Annotated in this window: 30 protein-coding genes; all 30 read left to right on the top strand. The window is 47.1% G+C overall.

Translation table 11 applies throughout. The features are described from left to right. The first annotated feature begins 49 nt into the window (after positions 1-49). Positions 50-808 carry a succinate dehydrogenase/fumarate reductase iron-sulfur subunit gene (locus B157_RS0114345; protein WP_020603993.1) on the top strand — a complete coding sequence of 253 codons (759 nt, stop codon included), beginning with the start codon at positions 50-52 and terminating at the stop codon, positions 806-808. 466 nt (positions 809-1,274) lie between these two features. Beyond that, on the top strand, positions 1,275-1,895 hold the full coding sequence (rplC, locus tag B157_RS0114340; RefSeq protein ID WP_020603992.1) for a 50S ribosomal protein L3: 621 nt from the start codon (positions 1,275-1,277) through the stop codon (positions 1,893-1,895). 3 nt (positions 1,896-1,898) lie between these two features. Next, on the top strand, positions 1,899-2,528 hold the full coding sequence (gene rplD / locus B157_RS0114335) for a 50S ribosomal protein L4 (RefSeq protein WP_020603991.1): 630 nt from the start codon (positions 1,899-1,901) through the stop codon (positions 2,526-2,528). A gap of 3 nt (positions 2,529-2,531) precedes the next feature. Beyond that, positions 2,532-2,819: a 50S ribosomal protein L23 gene (gene rplW, locus B157_RS0114330; RefSeq protein WP_018618698.1), complete on the top strand. Its 288-nt coding sequence runs from the start codon at positions 2,532-2,534 to the stop codon at positions 2,817-2,819. 30 nt (positions 2,820-2,849) lie between these two features. Continuing rightward, positions 2,850-3,674, top strand: coding sequence for a 50S ribosomal protein L2 (gene rplB / locus B157_RS0114325; RefSeq protein ID WP_026308700.1), 825 nt, complete (start codon positions 2,850-2,852; stop codon positions 3,672-3,674). Between the two features lie 9 nt (positions 3,675-3,683). Then, the gene (gene rpsS / locus B157_RS0114320; RefSeq protein WP_018618700.1) at positions 3,684-3,962 is read left to right on the top strand and encodes a 30S ribosomal protein S19; all 279 of its coding nucleotides are present in this window, start codon (positions 3,684-3,686) and stop codon (positions 3,960-3,962) included. 70 nt (positions 3,963-4,032) lie between these two features. Further along, complete coding sequence (rplV, locus tag B157_RS0114315) at positions 4,033-4,425, top strand: 50S ribosomal protein L22 (protein WP_018618701.1); 393 nt, start codon at positions 4,033-4,035, stop codon at positions 4,423-4,425. Positions 4,426-4,428: 3 nt separating this feature from the next. After that, complete coding sequence (gene rpsC / locus B157_RS0114310) at positions 4,429-5,307, top strand: 30S ribosomal protein S3 (protein WP_020603989.1); 879 nt, start codon at positions 4,429-4,431, stop codon at positions 5,305-5,307. Between the two features lie 115 nt (positions 5,308-5,422). After that, positions 5,423-5,854, top strand: a complete 432-nt coding sequence (gene rplP / locus B157_RS0114305; protein WP_018618703.1) for a 50S ribosomal protein L16 — start codon at positions 5,423-5,425, stop codon at positions 5,852-5,854. A 21-nt stretch (positions 5,855-5,875) separates the two neighbouring features. Further along, the gene (rpmC, locus tag B157_RS0114300; protein WP_020603987.1) at positions 5,876-6,070 is read left to right on the top strand and encodes a 50S ribosomal protein L29; all 195 of its coding nucleotides are present in this window, start codon (positions 5,876-5,878) and stop codon (positions 6,068-6,070) included. Between the two features lie 192 nt (positions 6,071-6,262). Then, a complete protein-coding gene (rpsQ, locus tag B157_RS0114295; RefSeq protein ID WP_281168467.1) occupies positions 6,263-6,490 on the top strand; it encodes a 30S ribosomal protein S17 in 228 nt (75 codons plus the stop codon). A gap of 3 nt (positions 6,491-6,493) precedes the next feature. Continuing rightward, positions 6,494-6,862, top strand: coding sequence for a 50S ribosomal protein L14 (gene rplN, locus B157_RS0114290; RefSeq protein ID WP_018618706.1), 369 nt, complete (start codon positions 6,494-6,496; stop codon positions 6,860-6,862). Positions 6,863-6,865: 3 nt separating this feature from the next. Next, positions 6,866-7,237 (top strand): 50S ribosomal protein L24, encoded by a 372-nt coding sequence (gene rplX, locus B157_RS0114285; protein WP_020603985.1) that lies wholly within the window; start codon positions 6,866-6,868, stop codon positions 7,235-7,237. A 15-nt stretch (positions 7,238-7,252) separates the two neighbouring features. Further along, positions 7,253-7,807 (top strand): 50S ribosomal protein L5, encoded by a 555-nt coding sequence (gene rplE / locus B157_RS0114280; protein ID WP_020603984.1) that lies wholly within the window; start codon positions 7,253-7,255, stop codon positions 7,805-7,807. Between the two features lie 23 nt (positions 7,808-7,830). Beyond that, positions 7,831-8,100 (top strand): 30S ribosomal protein S14, encoded by a 270-nt coding sequence (gene rpsN / locus B157_RS0114275; RefSeq protein ID WP_018618709.1) that lies wholly within the window; start codon positions 7,831-7,833, stop codon positions 8,098-8,100. Between the two features lie 90 nt (positions 8,101-8,190). Then, entirely contained in the window at positions 8,191-8,589 is a 399-nt protein-coding gene (rpsH, locus tag B157_RS0114270) for a 30S ribosomal protein S8 (protein WP_018618710.1), read from the top strand. A gap of 13 nt (positions 8,590-8,602) precedes the next feature. Next, positions 8,603-9,160 (top strand): 50S ribosomal protein L6, encoded by a 558-nt coding sequence (rplF, locus tag B157_RS0114265; protein WP_018618711.1) that lies wholly within the window; start codon positions 8,603-8,605, stop codon positions 9,158-9,160. 101 nt (positions 9,161-9,261) lie between these two features. Continuing rightward, positions 9,262-9,615, top strand: a complete 354-nt coding sequence (gene rplR / locus B157_RS0114260; protein WP_020603983.1) for a 50S ribosomal protein L18 — start codon at positions 9,262-9,264, stop codon at positions 9,613-9,615. Positions 9,616-9,632: 17 nt separating this feature from the next. After that, on the top strand, positions 9,633-10,151 hold the full coding sequence (gene rpsE, locus B157_RS0114255) for a 30S ribosomal protein S5 (protein WP_020603982.1): 519 nt from the start codon (positions 9,633-9,635) through the stop codon (positions 10,149-10,151). A gap of 17 nt (positions 10,152-10,168) precedes the next feature. Continuing rightward, positions 10,169-10,348 carry a 50S ribosomal protein L30 gene (rpmD, locus tag B157_RS0114250; protein WP_018618714.1) on the top strand — a complete coding sequence of 60 codons (180 nt, stop codon included), beginning with the start codon at positions 10,169-10,171 and terminating at the stop codon, positions 10,346-10,348. 95 nt (positions 10,349-10,443) lie between these two features. Next, positions 10,444-10,920 (top strand): 50S ribosomal protein L15, encoded by a 477-nt coding sequence (gene rplO, locus B157_RS0114245; protein WP_020603981.1) that lies wholly within the window; start codon positions 10,444-10,446, stop codon positions 10,918-10,920. 32 nt (positions 10,921-10,952) lie between these two features. Beyond that, the gene (gene secY, locus B157_RS0114240; RefSeq protein WP_020603980.1) at positions 10,953-12,272 is read left to right on the top strand and encodes a preprotein translocase subunit SecY; all 1,320 of its coding nucleotides are present in this window, start codon (positions 10,953-10,955) and stop codon (positions 12,270-12,272) included. Between the two features lie 5 nt (positions 12,273-12,277). Next, positions 12,278-13,117: a type I methionyl aminopeptidase gene (gene map, locus B157_RS0114235; RefSeq protein ID WP_020603979.1), complete on the top strand. Its 840-nt coding sequence runs from the start codon at positions 12,278-12,280 to the stop codon at positions 13,115-13,117. 7 nt (positions 13,118-13,124) lie between these two features. After that, positions 13,125-13,343 carry a translation initiation factor IF-1 gene (gene infA / locus B157_RS0114230; protein ID WP_018618718.1) on the top strand — a complete coding sequence of 73 codons (219 nt, stop codon included), beginning with the start codon at positions 13,125-13,127 and terminating at the stop codon, positions 13,341-13,343. 86 nt (positions 13,344-13,429) lie between these two features. After that, positions 13,430-13,546 carry a type B 50S ribosomal protein L36 gene (ykgO, locus tag B157_RS0114225; protein WP_018618719.1) on the top strand — a complete coding sequence of 39 codons (117 nt, stop codon included), beginning with the start codon at positions 13,430-13,432 and terminating at the stop codon, positions 13,544-13,546. Between the two features lie 2 nt (positions 13,547-13,548). Beyond that, complete coding sequence (gene rpsM / locus B157_RS0114220; RefSeq protein ID WP_020603978.1) at positions 13,549-13,926, top strand: 30S ribosomal protein S13; 378 nt, start codon at positions 13,549-13,551, stop codon at positions 13,924-13,926. Between the two features lie 100 nt (positions 13,927-14,026). Continuing rightward, a complete protein-coding gene (rpsK, locus tag B157_RS0114215; protein WP_018618721.1) occupies positions 14,027-14,422 on the top strand; it encodes a 30S ribosomal protein S11 in 396 nt (131 codons plus the stop codon). Between the two features lie 78 nt (positions 14,423-14,500). Beyond that, complete coding sequence (gene rpsD, locus B157_RS0114210) at positions 14,501-15,106, top strand: 30S ribosomal protein S4 (protein ID WP_020603977.1); 606 nt, start codon at positions 14,501-14,503, stop codon at positions 15,104-15,106. A gap of 185 nt (positions 15,107-15,291) precedes the next feature. After that, positions 15,292-16,281 (top strand): DNA-directed RNA polymerase subunit alpha, encoded by a 990-nt coding sequence (locus B157_RS0114205; RefSeq protein ID WP_026308698.1) that lies wholly within the window; start codon positions 15,292-15,294, stop codon positions 16,279-16,281. A gap of 92 nt (positions 16,282-16,373) precedes the next feature. Further along, complete coding sequence (rplQ, locus tag B157_RS0114200; protein ID WP_026308697.1) at positions 16,374-17,192, top strand: 50S ribosomal protein L17; 819 nt, start codon at positions 16,374-16,376, stop codon at positions 17,190-17,192. The last annotated feature ends 26 nt before the right edge of the window (positions 17,193-17,218 follow it).

Raw genomic sequence — 17,218 nt, 5'->3', positions numbered from 1 at the left:
CGGCAGTAAACCATAAATCCCGGCGGGGAACCGCATAAATCCGTCAAAAATGAAGATCAATTTAAAGGTCTGGAGACAAAAGAGTAGTAATGCGGCCGGAAAACTGGTGGAGTACCAGCTAGACAATGTCTCAGAAGACATGTCATTCCTGGAGATGTTCGACGTATTAAACGATTCGTTGACCCGGAAAGGAGAAGACCCCGTTACTTTCGACCACGACTGCCGGGAGGGCATCTGTGGTATGTGTTCGATGTACATTAATGGCCGTCCCCACGGCCCCCAAACGGGTGCGACCACCTGTCAGCTACACATGCGGTCGTTTAGCGATGGCGATACCATTGTGGTAGAGCCCTGGCGGGCGCGGGCTTTTCCGGTCATTAAAGATTTGATGGTTGACCGGACTGCTTTTGACCGCGTTATCCAGGCAGGTGGGTATGTATCGGTCAATACCGGTTCTGCACCTGATGCTAACGAAATCCTTATTCCACGTAGCATTGCCGACGAGGCAATGGATGCCGCAGCCTGTATTGGTTGTGGTGCCTGTGTGGCCGCCTGTAAAAATGCATCAGCAATGCTGTTTGTGTCGGCTAAAGTATCGCAGTTAGCCATTTTACCGCAAGGTAAAGCCGAACACAAAGAGCGGGCAGAACGTATGGTTGCACAAATGGATGCTGAAGGATTTGGAGCCTGCTCGTTTACGGGTGCCTGCTCTGTTGAATGTCCAAAATCAATTTCGCTTGACCATATTGCCCGTATGAACCGTGAGTACTTAGGTGCCCAGTTAACTACCGAAAATGTACAGGGTTGATTGAGTACTGCCCCCATAAATGAACAAATCCCGGTTAGTGTTAACCGGGATTTGTTCATTTATGGGGGAATGAAGGATTATCCACAGTCCTGATAAATGGAACATAATTGCCCGACAGAAGCCTGGTTGATAAACTTTCTTTAAAATATTTTTTCTTTTCTCCCGGCAATTCTATACTTTTGCAGTCCCAAACTCAGAACAACGAGTTGATGACATATGAAGATGAAGGTCTACAACAGAAACCACATCTGACTTTTCGGCAAATAAACCATGCACGGCTTGGCTTTATGTGTCATTCAAGGTCAGATGCTGTGCATCCGGCCTTTTTTAATGTCATTTCCGGGCCTGATTGTTAAGCACATATAGGATTCTCCTGATTATTTGCCTACATTTGCGGCCCCATTCAGCGATTTGAATCGGGGAATATTTACCTAATTTTTTACCTGCTTACTTTAAACAAACAAAAATGTCTGGTTTAATTGGCAAGAAAATCGGGATGACCAGCGTGTACAATGCGGACGGGCAGGCTCTGGCATGTACAGTGATTGAGACGGGTCCCTGTGTCGTAACACAAGTTCGTAGCATCGAGAAAGATGGCTACACAGCTGTGCAGCTGGGTTATGGCGACAAGAAAGAGAAGCACAGTAACAAACCGGAGATTGGCCACTTTAAAAAGGCTGGTACTACCCCCAAGCGTAAACTGGTCGAATTCAAAGAATTTGAGCAGGAGTTAAGTTTGGGAGCAACACTCACGGTTGCCGATGTATTTACTGAGTTGGACTTCGTTGACGTTGTTGGCACAGTGAAAGGTCGTGGTTTCCAGGGTGTTGTAAAGCGTCATGGATTCGGTGGTGTGGGTGGTCAAACCCACGGTCAGCATAACCGGGGTCGTCACCCAGGTTCGATTGGTGCCTGCTCCTTTCCGTCGCGCGTGTTCAAAGGTATTCGTATGGGTGGCCGCATGGGCGGTAACCGCGTAAAGGTTCAGAACCTGCGTGTCTTACGGGTTATGCCTGAGCAGAATTTGCTCGTTGTGAGTGGTTCGGTTCCCGGAGCTAAAAATTCATACGTTATTATCGAGAAATAGGTCATGGAAGTAATCGTATATAACAGCAAAGGCGAGGACACAGGCAAAAAGGTCACTCTGCCGGAAGAGGTTTTCGGAATCGAACCGAACCAGCACGCGATTTACCTCGACGTGAAACAATACCTGGCCAACCAGCGTCAGGGAACGCATAAAGCGAAAGAACGGGCTGAAAATGCTCACTCGACCCGCAAACTGAAGAAACAAAAAGGTACGGGCGGTGCGCGTGCAGGTAGTGCCAAGTCCCCTGTATTTATAGGTGGTGGTACTATTTTTGGCCCACGTCCCCGTGATTATAGTTTCAAACTGAATAAAAAGGTGAAATCGCTTGCCCGTCAGTCGGCATATGCCGTGAAAGCAAAGGCAGAAAAAATTTCGGTTATTGACAACATCACAATTGAGGCACCCCGCACGAAAGATTACATTCAGTTTCTGAATGATCTGAACCTAACGGGCCGCAAAACGTTACTCATCCTGCCCGATGTGAACCTGAATGTTGTTCTATCCAGCCGGAACGTACAGAAGGCAAAAGTAACTACCGCTTCGCAGGTAAACACCTATGACCTGATGAATGCCGATCAACTGCTTATTAGCGAAGGAGCTTTGTCAACCATTCAAACCTTGTTCGACAAATAAACCATGAGCATACTGAAACGACCAATCGTCACGGAGAAAATGACGGGCCTGAACAAGCAGGGGAAATATGCTTTTGAGGTCGAATTGAAGGCCAACAAACTCGAAATTGGCAAAGCCATCGAGAAAATGTACGGCGTAAACGTTGAAGCTGTTAACACCTTCCGTGTGTACGGAAAGAAGCGCAGCAAGAATATCAATGGACGTGTTGTATCGGGTAAGACCCCAACTACGAAAAAAGCAATCGTTACGGTTGCAGAGGGCGAAGTAATCGATATTTACGCAGACCTGTAAACCGAGCCTAGCTCTACCAATAAATCAGTCATGGGAGTTAAAAAACTAAGACCAATAACGCCGAGTACACGTTTTCGCGTGGCACCCGACTTTGCGGAAATAACAGCCTCCAAGCCAGAGAAGAGTCTGCTGGAGCCCATTAAGAGAACCGGTGGCCGGAACAACGAAGGTCACCGCACTATGCGCTACATTGGAGGAGGTCATAAGCGGCATTACCGTATTATTGACTTCAAGCGCGATAAAGTCGGCCAGACAGCCGAAGTTTTGACTGTAGAATACGATCCAAACCGTTCGGCGCGTATTTCTTTAGTGCAATACGCCGATGGCGAGAAACGCTACATCATTGCACCACAGGGTATCACTGTAGGTCAGACCATTCAGTCAGGCGAAGGTGTTACGCCCGATGTTGGTAACGCAATGCCTCTGTTTGCAATGCCTATCGGTACTATCGTTCACAACATTGAACTGACACCAGGAAAAGGCGGTTCGATGGCCCGTTCGGCTGGCACATACGCTCAGTTGGTTGGTCGTGAAGACAAGTACGCTATCCTGCGTTTGCCTTCAGGCGAAACCCGCCGGGTCCTGAGCGCAGGCATGGCAACGGTGGGTTCTGTATCCAACCCGGATCACATGAACGTAGTAGTGGGTAAGGCTGGCCGGAGCCGTTGGTTAGGTCGTCGCCCCCGGGTTCGTGCCGTGGTTATGAACCCAGTCGATCACCCAATGGGTGGTGGTGAAGGCCGGGCATCCGGTGGACATCCACGTTCGCGCAATGGACAGTTTGCCAAAGGTCAGAAAACCCGTAGCAAGAACAAGGCATCTGAAAGCATGATTATTAGCCGACGCAAAAAGTAACAGATAAAAATGGCACGTTCACTCAAAAAAGGCCCCTATATTGATTTCCGTCTGGATAATAAAGTTCAGACACAGAATGACTCGGGCAAGAAATCGGTCATCAAAACCTGGTCGCGTCGTTCGATGATTTCGCCGGATTTTGTAGGCCACACCTTCGCTGTTCACAACGGCAACAAGTTTATTCCGGTTTACGTAACGGAGAACATGGTTGGTCACAAACTTGGTGAGTTCTCACCAACGCGTAACTTCCGTGGACACACCGCAAAAAAAGACAAGGGCAAACGATAAGTAGTTTACGGTATTCGATTTACGGTTTTAGCGAACTGTAAACCGTGAACCAAAACCGAAAACCAAAAAAATGGAAGCAGTAGCAAAACTTAAAGATGTGCCCACGTCGCCCCGTAAGATGCGGTTAATCGCCGATCTGATTCGTGGTCAACGCGTTAGCCGGGCGTTGGGCCTGTTGAAATATCAGCCTCAGGCTGGTGCCGACGTGTTGCAGAAAGTGCTTTTGTCGGCCGTTGCCAACTGGCAGCAGAAAAATGAAGATGAGCGGATTGAAGACGCTGACCTTTATGTAAAAACTATTTTTGTTGATGGTGGTCCCATGCTGAAGCGTTTGCGCCCGGCCCCCCAGGGTCGTGGTCATCGGATTCGGAAGCGTTCCAATCACATCACCATCGTGGTTGACAGCGCAGCGCAACCCCTGTTGGAATCAGCAGAAGCAGAAACCCCTGAAAACGAGAATTAAGAGATGGGACAAAAGATAAATCCAATTGGCCTGCGACTTGGTATAGTTCGTGGCTGGGAGTCAAGCTGGTACGGAGGTAAAGAATTTGCAGAGAAACTCGTTGAAGACGAGAAGATCCGTAAATATGTAGCCGCCCGTATCCCTAAGGGTGCCATTGCACGGGTTGTAATCGAACGCACCCTCAAACGTGTTACTCTTACCATTCATACGGCACGTCCGGGCATTGTTATTGGTAAGGGAGGGGGCGAAGTAGATAAGATCAAAGAAGAATTAAAAAAGATCACGGGCAAAGATGTCCAGATCAATATATTCGAGATCAAGCGCCCGGAAGTTGATGCGAAACTGGTTGGCGAAGCAATTGCTCAGCAGTTACAGGCTCGTATTTCGTTCCGTCGTGCCATGAAGCAGGCTATTCAATCAGCTCTTCGGGTAGGTGCACAAGGTATCAAAGTAAAAGTATCAGGCCGTTTAGGTGGAGCAGAAATTGCCCGCTCGGAGCAATATAAGGAAGGACGTGTCCCTCTGCACACGCTTCGTGCTGATATTGATTACGCTATTTCTGAAGCACAAACTGTATATGGTAAAATCGGCATTAAGGTGTGGATTTTTAAAGGTGAAGTGTACGGAAAACGTGATTTATCCCCAGCAGCAATGATGAGTCAGGCACAGGCAGGTGAGCGCTCTACATCATCAAATGATCGTGGAGATCGCCGTGGCCCTCGTGGTGACCGTGATGGCAATGACCGCGGTGGTCGTGGCCGGGGTGAGCGTGGTGCAAATGACCGTGGTGGCAACCGTGGTGGTGGAGGCCAGGGCGGTGGTAACCGTGGTGGCGGAGGCCAGGGCGGTGGTAACCGTGGCGGTGGAGGACCAAGACGATAAATTCAGTCAGGTAGTCAATCAGTCTGTCAGTCGGAAATTAATAGAAAAAATTTGTTCCCCGACTTAATAACTGACTGACTCAACTACTGGCTAACTGATTAACTGATATTGAGCTATGTTACAGCCAAAAAGAACAAGATTTCGCAAACAGCACAAAGGAAGGATTCCAGGCATTGCGTCACGCGGCCATGAAATTGCTTTCGGTACATTCGGTATCAAATCGCTTGAGCCTGGCCGGATAACCGCCCGTCAAATTGAAGCTGCCCGTATTTCCGTAACCAGAGCAATGAAACGCGAAGGTCAGGTTTGGATTCGGATTTTCCCCGATAAGCCAATTACCAAGAAACCGGCTGAAGTACGGATGGGTAAGGGTAAAGGTGCCCCTGAGTATTGGGTAGCCGTAGTTAAACCCGGAACGATTATGTTCGAAGCGACAGGTGTTGATCTGGCAACGGGAATGGAAGCCCTGCGTCTGGCCGCACAAAAGTTGCCCGTTCGGACAAAGTTTGTAGTCCGGCGCGATTATCAGGAGCAAGGCGAAGAATAGTATCCTTAAGCGACGAACAAGATGAAAAAAGAAGATTTGAAAGGGTTATCGGCTGATGAGTTACGAACTGAAATAGGTACGGAACAGGATCGCCTGCTGAAACTAAAGTTTGCGCATGCAGTATCTCCCATTGAGAACCCAATGCGCATCCGCGAAAGCCGCAAACGGATTGCTCGCCTGCACACGGAACTGACAGTTAAATCGCAGCAAGCCTAATAAGAAACGACGATGGAAGAGCAACAAGCACCAGAACCGCAGGAAGAAGTAACTACACCAGTGGTAGCAGAAACAGCACTACCCGAGGAAGCAGAAGCTCCTGTGGAAGCAGCAAAAGAAGAACCGAAAGCAGCCACTCCAACAAGTGGAGAAGCAAAGTCGGTATCTGAACGGAACGCCCGGAAAGAGCGTATCGGACGGGTGACAAGCAATAAGATGCAAAAGACGATCACTGTTGCCATTGATCGTAAGGTAAAGCACCCAATGTATGGCAAGTTCATGAACAAGACGAAAAAACTGACTGTTCATGACGAGAAAAATGAGTGTGGTATCGGTGATACTGTTCGTGTGATGGAAACCCGTCCCCTGAGCAAAAATAAGCGTTGGCGTTTAATCGAAATCATCGAAAAAGCGAAGTAAGCCATGGTACAGCAAGAATCAAGATTAGGAGTAGCCGATAACAGTGGCGCTAAAGAAGTGCTTGTTATCCGCGTCCTGGGCGGTACGGGTAAGCGGTATGCATCAGTCGGTGACAAGATTGTCGTGACGGTGAAGCAAGCCCTGTCGTCCAGCAGCATGAAGAAAGGTACAGTGTCGAAAGCTGTTGTTGTTCGGACAAAGAAAGAAGTACGTCGGAAAGATGGATCGTATATTCGTTTTGAAGATAACGCAGCGGTGTTGCTCAACAACAATGACGAGCCACGTGGTACCCGCATTTTTGGACCCGTAGCCCGCGAATTGCGCGAGAAGCAGTTTATGAAAATTGTATCGTTAGCCCCGGAAGTATTGTAAGCCATGGAGAAGAAAATAACGCTACCGAAACATAAATTCCACGTAAAGACGGGCGACACAGTCGTCGTTATTGGTGGAAACTCGAAAGGACAGCGTGGAGTAGTGCAGGAAGTTATTGTAGAAAAGGACCGTGCCCGCGTAGAGGGTGTAGCCATGATTACTAAACACCTGAAACCTACCGCGTCTAACCCGCAGGGAAGCCTGGAGAAAACGGAAGGTTCAGTTCATATCAGTAATTTGAAACTGGTTGATCCCGCTACAGGCGAACCCACCCGCACTGGTCGCAAACTGAACGACAAAGGCAAACTGCAGCGCTTCTCCAAGAAGACGGGCAACTTCATTCCTGATCGGTCCGCCGATGCGGGTCGTAAATAATAAAGGTCGAAAAAGATGGCAACGCCAAGACTGAAAGAAAAGTACCTAAGTGAGATTGTACCTCAATTGAAAGACAAGTTTCAGTATAAGTCGGTTATGCAAGTGCCGCGTCTGAACAAAATTGTCATCAATAAGGGCATCGGAGCCGCTGTTGCCGACAAAAAGTTGGTTGACGTCGGTGTAGATGAACTGACGACTATCACAGGCCAGAAGGCTGTTCCGACAATGTCGAAGAAAGCCGTTTCTAACTTCAAACTGCGGGAGAAAATGCCCATTGGTGCGAAAGTTACGCTGCGTGGTGTGAAGATGTATGAATTCCTTGACCGGTTGACAACGGTAGCGTTGCCACGGGTTCGTGACTTCAAAGGCATTAGCGATAAGGGATTTGATGGCCGTGGCAACTATACGTTTGGCGTGCAGGAGCAGATCATCTTCCCGGAAATCAGCATCGATAAAGTAGCACGGATTTCGGGCATGGATATCACGTTTGTGACAACTGCTAATACCGATAACGAAAGCTATGAGCTGCTGAAGGCAATGGGAATGCCGTTTGCTAAGAGTGGTAAATAATAACCGACACAAAGGCTAAAATAATGGCAAAAGAATCAATCAAAGCACGAGAGCGGAAACGTGAAGCGTTAGTAGCCAAATATGCCGTGAAGCGGGCAGCTCTGAAAGCCGCCGGTGACTATATCGGTCTTGACAAGCTACCTAAAAATGCATCGCCTGTCCGGCTGCATAACCGTTGTAAATTAACGGGTCGTCCCCGGGGTTATATGCGCAAATTTGGTATCTCCCGGGTAACATTCCGGGAAATGGCATCAGCGGGTAAAATTCCAGGTGTAACAAAGGCGAGCTGGTAATTCCAGTTTCCATTTCTATTTGCAATTCAGTTTCCGTAATTTTGCGAACTCTCTCAAAAACAGGGGTTTGTAAGTAACGCAACGCTAAGAATGAATACAGATCCAATAGCAGATTTCCTAACTCGTGTTAGAAATGCCATCCGGGCCAAGCATCGGGTTGTCGAAATCCCTGCTTCGAATATAAAGAAAGAGATTACCAAGGTTTTGTACGACAAGGGGTTTATCCAGAACTATAAGTTCGACGATAGTACGCCACAGGGCATCATCAAAATTGCGCTGAAGTACAATCCAACGACGAAGCAACCCGCTATCGTTGACCTCCAACGCATCAGCCGTCCAGGATTACGCCAGTATCGGGGTGCCGACAACCTGCCGCGTATCCTGAATGGATTAGGTGTAGCTATCATCTCAACTTCTAAAGGTGTGATGACGGATAAAGAAGCGAAGACATTGAATGTCGGCGGAGAGGTATTGTGTTACGTATATTAATTCGAACTGAACGATGTCACGCATAGGTAAGAAACCCATCGCCCTCCCAAGCAACGTTACGCTGTCTGTTGACGCGCAGAACGTAGTTACGGTGACAGGGCCTAAAGGCACCCTGACCCAGTCGGTTGATCCGGACATTTCGGTAGCAATCGAAGAAGGTCAGATACAAGTATCCCGCCCCACAGAGCAGAAACGCCACAAAGCATTGCACGGCCTGTATCGCTCCCTGGTAAGTAACATGGTACAGGGCGTAAGCGAAGGCTATAAACTTGATCTTGAAGTTATCGGGGTTGGTTATAAAGCTTCCGTTACAAACAACATCCTCGAGTTACAACTTGGCTATTCGCACAATGTGTATGTAGCAGTACCGGGGGAGATTAAAGTAACTGCTGTAACAGAGAAAGGACAGAACCCCAAGGTATATCTGGAAGGTTCGGACAAGCAACTTCTTGGCGACGTAGCGGCTAAAATCCGCTCACTGCGTAAAGTAGAACCTTACAAAGGCAAAGGTATTCGTTTTGTTGGTGAGCAAGTTCGCCGTAAAGCGGGTAAGTCCTCGTCTAAAAAATAAAGTTTATTGTTTGAAACTTGATCGTGCAAAAACGCTACGATCAGGTTTCAAACAACAAGCATCAAATTACTTAAACGCCTATTTGGTCGGAATCAAATAAGATGGCAACGAACAAGCAAGAAAGAAGACAACGGATTAAATACAGCATCCGTGCAAAATTGTCAGGTACGGCTGAGCGCCCCCGCTTATCGGTTTTTCGCTCAAACAAAGCGATCTACGCCCAACTGATTGACGACATAGCCGGTCGTACATTGGCAGCAGCCTCGTCAGTAGAGTTGAAAAGCGAAGCAGAAGGCAACACGATAGAAACAGCGAAGAAAGTTGGTCAGCGTCTGGCCGAAAAAGCAGTTGCGCAAAATATCAGCGCAGCCGTGTTTGATCGCAATGGTTACCTGTATCACGGTAAAGTAAAAGCATTGGCCGATGCAGCCCGTGAGGGTGGCCTTAAGTTCTAAGCATTAACTGCGAAAAGATGAATATCAATTCAGCAAGACCGACAAAGTTTAACGAAGCTGACCTCAAGGAAAAGGTCGTAGCTATTAATCGTGTCGCGAAAGTAGTAAAAGGTGGTCGCCGGTTTAGTTTCTCGGCAATTGTCGTCGTCGGCGATGGTAACGGTGTTGTAGGTTATGGATTGGGTAAGGCCAACGAAGTAACAGATGCAATTGCCAAAGGAGTAGAAGATGCCAAGAAGAACTTGGTACAGATTCCCCTCTTAAAGCGCACAGTACCTCATGAAATGGAAGGTAAGTTCAGCGGTGGTTTTGTCCTGCTGAAACCAGCCGCTCCGGGTACGGGTGTAATTGCCGGTGGTGCTATGCGCGCCGTCCTGGAATCTGCCGGTGTGCATGATATCCTGGCGAAATCAAAGGGATCATCAAACCCACACAACGTGGTAAAAGCTACGCTTGATGCGTTATTGAAAATGCGTTTGCCACACCAGGTAGCATTTCAGCGTCAGGTAAGTTTGGCAAAAGTATTTAACGGTTAACAAACGGAGCAACAGACATGGCACAAGTACGCATTACGCAGGTTAGCAGCACTATTAAGCGGCCGTTATCTCAGAAAAATGCCATTAAGTCGTTAGGCTTGGGCAAAATCAACCACAGTGTCGAATTGGAATACAATGACTCGCTGAAAGGTGCGATCAATAAGGTGCAGCACTTAGTGAAGGTTGAAGAAATTTAAGTATCTTTGCGATTCTTTTGGTTTTCAGACCGTTCTAACTATCTGTCAGAGACGTTTTGAAAGACTGAAAGAATCATCTTTTTAATAATATAGACATGAATTTAAGCAACCTTAGACCGGCAAAAGGTTCCGTCACAGAGCGCAAGCGAGTCGGACGCGGGCAAGGATCAGGCATGGGCGGGACGTCTACGCGTGGTCACAAAGGAGCGCAATCGCGCTCAGGTTATAGCCGTAAAACGCACTTCGAAGGTGGCCAAATGCCGCTACAACGTCGGGTGCCGAAGTTCGGTTTCAAGAATATTAACCGCGTCGAATACAAGCCTCTCAATCTGGATTCCATCCAAACGTTGATTGATGAAACCAACGCAACTGTAATTGATATGAATTTTATGCTCCAGCATGGACTGGTAGGCAAAAAAGATCTTGTCAAGGTTTTAAGTCGCGGTGAGTTGAAAACTGCTGTTGAAATTCACGCTCACGCGTTTTCGGCCAGTGCCATCGAAGCTATCGAAAAAGCAGGTGGGAAGGCAATAGTGCCTACAAAAGAAGCGAAAGAAGAAGCAGCTAACTAAGTTGTGATTGTAGTAACGACCGACCTACTTTTATGAACCGACTCATCACCACGTTTAAGAATATTTTTGCGATTGACGAGTTGCGGAGTCGAATCCTCAACACGCTACTGTTCATCACGGCCTTCCGTCTTGGTTCAGCTATTGTGTTGCCGGGTGTCGATCCTAACAAACTAAATTTGAATCCTCAGGGGTTACTTGGTTTGTTAGACACTTTTTTGGGTGGAGCATTCAGTAAAGCGTCAATTTTCGCACTGGGTATCATGCCGTATATTTCGGCATCGATTGCCATTCAGCTACTCACACTTGCACTTCCTTATTTTCAGAAGATGCAAAAAGAAGGTGAGTCGGGGCGGAAGCGGCTGAATCAAATTACGCGGATACTAACTATTGTAGTTACTGCGGTGCAGGCTCTGACTTACGTCCGTACAACAATTCCGAAAGAAGCGTTACTGATTGATCAGGGGCTGTTTACCATTTCTTCCCTATTCATTCTTACAGCAGGTACCATATTTTGTATGTGGCTGGGAGAACGAATTACGGATAAAGGAATCGGAAACGGTATTTCAATGATTATCATGATTGGAATAGTTTCCCGGCTTCCGGGTGCGTTGATCGGCGAACAACAGTCGAGAGGGTCAGGCGGTATTCTGATCTTCGTTCTGGAACTGGTAGCCCTGTACTTTGTGGTTATGGGAGCAGTTGTACTCACCCAGGCCGTTCGTCGAATTCCGATTCAGTATGCCAAACAGGTTATTGGGAATAAAGTAGTAGGTGGACAGCGTCAATATCTGCCACTGAAACTCAACGCTGCGGGTGTGATGCCAATTATCTTCGCTCAGGCGCTGATGTTTATCCCTACGTACGTAGCTGGGCTGTTTTCGGAGAAAAGCGATTTTGCGGCTGGTATACAAAACGCTTTTCAGAGCTATACAACGTGGCAATACAATGTGCTGTTTGCTCTACTGATTATCGTTTTCACGTTCTTCTACACAGCTATATCGGTTAACCCGGTTCAGATTGCTGATGACATGAAGCGGAGTGGTGGATTTATTCCGGGTGTAAAACCAGGATTTCAAACATCCGAATACATTGGTACTGTTCTCGACCGAATCACATTACCAGGTGCTATCATGCTGGCCATTGTGGCTATACTACCAGCCATCGCTAACATATTTGGGATGACCAGTGGGTTCGCCCAGTTTTTTGGCGGTACATCACTCCTTATTATGGTTGGTGTAGTGCTTGATACGCTTCAGCAGATTGAAAGCTATCTACTGATGCGTCGGTATGAAGGCCTTATGAAATCAGGCCGTCTTCAGGGACGTACGAGTAGCGAAACGGTAGCAGCTTAAACGAAATGGCTGGTTCTGACAAAAAAGATAAAATGATTTATTTCAGAAGCGATGAAGAAATCGCTCTGATAAAAATCAGTTCTCAGGTACTTGGGAAAGCGCATGCCGAAGTGGCTAAGATTATCCGGCCTGGTATAACAACGAAGGAACTGGACATAGTGGCTGAAACGTTTATTAAGGATAATGGTGGAACCCCTTCATTCTTAGGTTACAACAAATTCCCAGCCTCGCTTTGTATTTCCGTGAATGACGTAGTGGTTCACGGATTCCCAAGCCGTTATGAGCTTCGTGATGGTGACATTGTATCGATTGATTGTGGCGTTAAGTTAAACGGATACCATAGTGATAGTGCTTATACGTATCCGATTGGCGAAGTAAGTCCTGCTGTGCGCCGATTGCTTAGCCGAACAAAGCAATCCCTTTACGTTGGTCTTGAAAAGGCTGTAGAAGGAAATCGAGTTGGTGATATTGGATATGCTATTCAGACCTATACGGAGAAATTTGGTTATTCAGTTGTTCGTGAGCTAGTGGGTCATGGGGTTGGGCAGGATTTGCACGAAGCTCCTGAAGTTCCTAACTACGGTAAAAGAGGTCAGGGACCGCGATTGCATGAGGGAATGATTCTGGCAATTGAACCGATGATCAATTTTGGAAAGAAAGGAGTTGTTCAGGAACGTGATGGCTGGACAATTAGAACGGTAGACCACAAACCTTCAGCGCACTTTGAACATACGGTGGCCGTGCGGAAAGGGAAACCGGAAATCCTGACAACCTTTGAATATATCGAAGAAGTTACCGCCAATACAAGCCTGATGGTCGATAAAAATGAACTGATGGCAGCTTAAAGCGAATATGGCAAAGCAGAATTCTATAGAACAGGACGGTATAATTTTGGAAGCATTGTCAAATGCAATGTTTCGGGTCGAGTTGGCTAACAAACATGAGGTAATTGCTCACATCTCGGGCAAAATGCGGATGAATTACATCAAGATTTTGCCAGGAGACCGCGTAAAGTTAGAGATGTCGCCTTATGACTTGAGTAAGGCAAGAATTGTTTATCGGTACAAGTAACAGTTTGGCATGTACAATTTGAAGTTTGACCTGACAAAGTCAAGCGTTAAACTTCGGAGATTTGGATATCAAACGAAACCAAAATCATGAAAGTTAAAGCGTCAATTAAGAAACGCAGCGAAGACTGCAAAGTGATCCGGCGGAAAGGGAAGCTGTACGTGATCAACAAAAAGAATCCCCGTTACAAACAAAGACAAGGATAAGTATGGCACGTATTGCAGGTGTTGATATTCCAGACAAGAAGCGTGGCGAAATTGCGCTGACGTACATCTACGGCATTGGTCGTAGCCGAGCTAAGAAAATCCTGACCGACGCTGGTATCAGTGTCGATAAGAAAGCTAGTGAGTGGTCGGACGATGAAGCGAGCGCTGTGCGTAATGCTATATCGAACGAGTACAAAGTAGAGGGTCAGCTTCGTTCAGAAGTTCAGTTAAGCATTAAGCGCTTGATGGATATCGGTTGCTATCGTGGGCTGCGTCACCGTAAAGGTCTACCAGTTCGTGGTCAGCACACAAAGAACAACTCTCGCACCCGGAAAGGGAAGCGGAAGACTGTTGCTAACAAAAAGAAAGTAACAAAATAATTAATCGGTCGCTCATCGTCACAAGGTTCATTTGTGGTCATTTAATAGCTGAATGGCAAGTAATGATAACCCGTGACACATTGACGATTACCTACAAAAGATGGCTCAAGCAAAACGCAAAGACAAAGCGAAAAAGCGGGTGGTCGTTGTTGAACCTGTTGGTCAGATTCACATTCGGGCTACGTTCAATAACATCATCATTTCGATCACAAACATGAATGGCCAGGTTATATCCTGGGCATCAGCAGGTAAAATGGGCTTCCGGGGTTCTAAGAAAAATACCCCCTATGCTGCTCAGACTGCCGCGTCTAACTGTGCTGCCGTAGCCCACGATCTGGGAATGCGCAAAGCAGAAGTGTTTGTTAAAGGTCCCGGTTCAGGCCGTGAGTCGGCTATTCGTACCATTCAGAACTCGGGTATCGAAGTAACGACAATTCGTGATATTACCCCGCTGCCGCACAATGGATGTCGGCCGCCAAAACGTCGTCGCGTATAATTTACGGATGGCATGAATAGGGGCAGGCGACATTTAGTTGTGTCTGTCCAATGTTTCACTTTATTCATTCATTGAAGAATGGCACGTTACACAGGCCCCAAAGCCAAAATTTCGCGCAAGTTCGGCGAGCCCATTATGGGACCGAGCAAAGCGCTCCAAAAGAAAAATTACGGACCGGGTATGCACGGCCGTGGTCGCAAACGGAAACAATCCGAATATGCGTTACAACTTCTGGAAAAACAAAAGGTAAAGTATACCTATGGTATTCTGGAACGTCAGTTCCGCGCACTATTTCACCGGGCACAGGTTCGTGAAGGAATCACGGGGGAAAACCTCCTCAAATTGTGCGAAGCCCGTCTTGATAATACGGTTTATCGTATGGGTATTGCTTCTTCCCGGCGGGCAGCCCGCCAATTGGTATCGCACAAGCATATCATCGTAGATGGCGAGGTTGTAAATATTCCTTCTTATTCGTTAAAGCCCGGCCAGCTGATCGGCGTTCGGGAAAAATCGAAATCACTGGAGGCTGTTACATCTAGTTTATCAGCTCGTAGTACGAAGCGGTATAACTGGGTTGAGTGGGATGGTCAACAAATGGTAGGCAAATTTATCAGCTTCCCGGAGCGTGACCAGATTCCAGAGAACTTCAACGAGCAGGCCATCGTCGAATTGTATTCGAAGTAAGCTTTACCAGCAGAACCCGTTTTGGGTTTTGCTGGATTTCTATAGTTTACGGTTTAAAGTCGATTGGTTTTCGGTAGAAAGCTGGTCTTCAGTCCAAGTGAATACCCAGAACCGAAGTACTGAAAACCGTAAATAAATTTCAGTCTTCACGCCAGGCAGAGAACTGCTGTTAAAATACGAAACGTATGTCAATTTTAGCGTTCCAAATGCCCGACAAAGTCGTAGTGGAGAAAGCTGACGACTTTCACGGGGTGTTTGAATTTAAACCCCTCGAAAAAGGATATGGTGTAACAATCGGTAATGCGCTTCGTCGCATTCTGTTATCATCCCTGGAAGGATACGCCATCACAAGCGTAAAATTCCCGGGTGTTCTACACGAGTTTTCGTCTATCGAGGGCGTAGTTGAAGACGTAACGGAGATCATTCTGAACCTAAAAATGGTTCGCTTTAAGAAGATCAACGATATGGTCGACAACAAAATCACCGTCAACATAAAGAAACAATCGGTTCTTAAAGCGGGTGATATATCCAAATTTTCTCCATCCTTCGAAGTGCTGAATCCAGAACTGGAAATCTGCCACATTGATGATACGAGAGATCTGGAAATGGAGATTTTCGTGGAGAAAGGTCGCGGATACGTTCCGGCCGATGAACCACGTGCCAATGAGTTGCCGTTTGGGCACATCCCTATCGATGCTATTTATACGCCAATAAAAAACGTAAAATACAGTGTTGAGAACACCCGGGTTGAGCAGAAAACGGACTACGAGCGTTTGTTGCTGGACATTGAAACGGACGGGTCTATTCACCCAGAAGAAGCTTTAAAGGGAGCCGCTTACATCCTGATTCAACACTTCATGCTTTTCTCGGACCAAACGATGACGTTTGAAACGGCGAAAGCAGAAGAAGAAAATGTAGTAGACGAAGAAGTACTGCATATGCGGAAACTTCTGAAGACGTCATTGGCAGATCTTGACCTGTCAGTAAGGGCGTATAACTGTTTAAAATCAGCTGATGTACGGACGCTGGGTGACCTTGTCCGGTTAGAGATTTCGGATATGATGAAGTTCCGCAACTTTGGAAAGAAGTCACTTACGGAGCTTGAGCAATTGGTTGCCGAGAAAAATTTAACGTTCGGTATGGACGTTGCAAAGTACAGATTAGACGAAGACTAAGCTAGTTTGTGATTTGTAGTTTGTGGTTTACGGTTCGTGACTACAAACTACAAACTACAAATCCCAGCGGGGAACCGCACACACTTACTATAATGAGACACGGTAAAAAAGATAATCACCTCAGCCGCACACACTCGCACCGCGAGGCAATGCTGCAAAACATGGCTTCGTCGCTGATCCTGCATAAGCGTATCGAGACAACAGTAGCCAAGGCCAAGGAACTTCGCAAATTCGTAGAGCCAATTCTGACCCGCGCTAAGGATGACACCTACCAAAATCGTCGTATCGTATTCAGGTCGTTGAACGACAAAGAAACGATGAAAGAACTGTTTGGGATGGTGGCGGATAAAATAGCTGCTCGTCCAGGCGGTTACACACGCATCATCAAATTAGGTAACCGGTTAGGCGACAATGCCGAAACCTGCCTGATTGAGCTAGTTGATTTCAACGAATTGTTAATCGCTGCTGCCGCTGAAAAAGCGACTGCTACAACCAAAACTCGCCGGAGTCGTCGGGGTGGTAGTGCTGCTAAGCCCGTTACAACTACAGAAACCCCGGTTGCAGAAGCTACCGAAACGGAAGCACCTGTGGTTGAAGAGCAGCCATCTGCCGAAGTTGTTGAAACCGAACAAGCGCCTGCTGCAACGACAGATAAGGGCGATGACTTAACGAAAGTTGAGGGAATCGGTCCTAAAATAGCTGAGTTGCTCAATAACGCCGGCATTACTACCTTTGCCCAGTTGGCTTCTGCAGAAGACGAAACCGTACAACAGGTTTTGGTTGATGCAGGTCCACGGTTTAACGTACACGATGCAACAACCTGGAATGAACAGGCAGCCCTGGCCCGCGATGGCAAATGGGATGAGTTGCAGGCGTTGCAGGATCGTTTAAAAGGTGGTAAAGAAGAATAACGAATTGACTTATAAAAGCGTCATAT

Source organism: Spirosoma spitsbergense DSM 19989, assembly GCF_000374085.1.
GTDB classification, from domain to species: Bacteria; Bacteroidota; Bacteroidia; order Cytophagales; family Spirosomataceae; genus Spirosoma; species Spirosoma spitsbergense.
This window is presented reverse-complemented; position numbering and strand designations above follow the sequence as displayed.

Bases quoted from the DNA above. Each gene is read 5' to 3' on its own strand.
- rplF (WP_018618711.1), top strand. From the start codon at position 8,603: ATGTCACGCATAGGTAAGAAACCCATCGCCCTCCCAAGCAACGTTACG.
- rplX (WP_020603985.1), top strand. From the start codon at position 6,866: ATGGAGAAGAAAATAACGCTACCGAAACATAAATTCCACGTAAAGACG.
- ykgO (WP_018618719.1), top strand. From the start codon at position 13,430: ATGAAAGTTAAAGCGTCAATTAAGAAACGCAGCGAAGACTGCAAAGTG.
- rpsD (WP_020603977.1), top strand. From the start codon at position 14,501: ATGGCACGTTACACAGGCCCCAAAGCCAAAATTTCGCGCAAGTTCGGC.
- rplD (WP_020603991.1), top strand. From the start codon at position 1,899: ATGGAAGTAATCGTATATAACAGCAAAGGCGAGGACACAGGCAAAAAG.
- rplO (WP_020603981.1), top strand. From the start codon at position 10,444: ATGAATTTAAGCAACCTTAGACCGGCAAAAGGTTCCGTCACAGAGCGC.
- rplC (WP_020603992.1), top strand. From the start codon at position 1,275: ATGTCTGGTTTAATTGGCAAGAAAATCGGGATGACCAGCGTGTACAAT.
- rplW (WP_018618698.1), top strand. From the start codon at position 2,532: ATGAGCATACTGAAACGACCAATCGTCACGGAGAAAATGACGGGCCTG.
- rplE (WP_020603984.1), top strand. From the start codon at position 7,253: ATGGCAACGCCAAGACTGAAAGAAAAGTACCTAAGTGAGATTGTACCT.
- rplQ (WP_026308697.1), top strand. From the start codon at position 16,374: ATGAGACACGGTAAAAAAGATAATCACCTCAGCCGCACACACTCGCAC.
- rpsN (WP_018618709.1), top strand. From the start codon at position 7,831: ATGGCAAAAGAATCAATCAAAGCACGAGAGCGGAAACGTGAAGCGTTA.
- rpsH (WP_018618710.1), top strand. From the start codon at position 8,191: ATGAATACAGATCCAATAGCAGATTTCCTAACTCGTGTTAGAAATGCC.
- infA (WP_018618718.1), top strand. From the start codon at position 13,125: ATGGCAAAGCAGAATTCTATAGAACAGGACGGTATAATTTTGGAAGCA.
- B157_RS0114345 (WP_020603993.1), top strand. From the start codon at position 50: ATGAAGATCAATTTAAAGGTCTGGAGACAAAAGAGTAGTAATGCGGCC.
- rpsE (WP_020603982.1), top strand. From the start codon at position 9,633: ATGAATATCAATTCAGCAAGACCGACAAAGTTTAACGAAGCTGACCTC.
- rpmD (WP_018618714.1), top strand. From the start codon at position 10,169: ATGGCACAAGTACGCATTACGCAGGTTAGCAGCACTATTAAGCGGCCG.
- map (WP_020603979.1), top strand. From the start codon at position 12,278: ATGGCTGGTTCTGACAAAAAAGATAAAATGATTTATTTCAGAAGCGAT.
- rpsK (WP_018618721.1), top strand. From the start codon at position 14,027: ATGGCTCAAGCAAAACGCAAAGACAAAGCGAAAAAGCGGGTGGTCGTT.
- rpsC (WP_020603989.1), top strand. From the start codon at position 4,429: ATGGGACAAAAGATAAATCCAATTGGCCTGCGACTTGGTATAGTTCGT.
- rpsM (WP_020603978.1), top strand. From the start codon at position 13,549: ATGGCACGTATTGCAGGTGTTGATATTCCAGACAAGAAGCGTGGCGAA.
- rplR (WP_020603983.1), top strand. From the start codon at position 9,262: ATGGCAACGAACAAGCAAGAAAGAAGACAACGGATTAAATACAGCATC.
- rplV (WP_018618701.1), top strand. From the start codon at position 4,033: ATGGAAGCAGTAGCAAAACTTAAAGATGTGCCCACGTCGCCCCGTAAG.
- rplN (WP_018618706.1), top strand. From the start codon at position 6,494: ATGGTACAGCAAGAATCAAGATTAGGAGTAGCCGATAACAGTGGCGCT.
- rpsS (WP_018618700.1), top strand. From the start codon at position 3,684: ATGGCACGTTCACTCAAAAAAGGCCCCTATATTGATTTCCGTCTGGAT.
- B157_RS0114205 (WP_026308698.1), top strand. From the start codon at position 15,292: ATGTCAATTTTAGCGTTCCAAATGCCCGACAAAGTCGTAGTGGAGAAA.
- rpmC (WP_020603987.1), top strand. From the start codon at position 5,876: ATGAAAAAAGAAGATTTGAAAGGGTTATCGGCTGATGAGTTACGAACT.
- secY (WP_020603980.1), top strand. From the start codon at position 10,953: ATGAACCGACTCATCACCACGTTTAAGAATATTTTTGCGATTGACGAG.
- rplB (WP_026308700.1), top strand. From the start codon at position 2,850: ATGGGAGTTAAAAAACTAAGACCAATAACGCCGAGTACACGTTTTCGC.
- rplP (WP_018618703.1), top strand. From the start codon at position 5,423: ATGTTACAGCCAAAAAGAACAAGATTTCGCAAACAGCACAAAGGAAGG.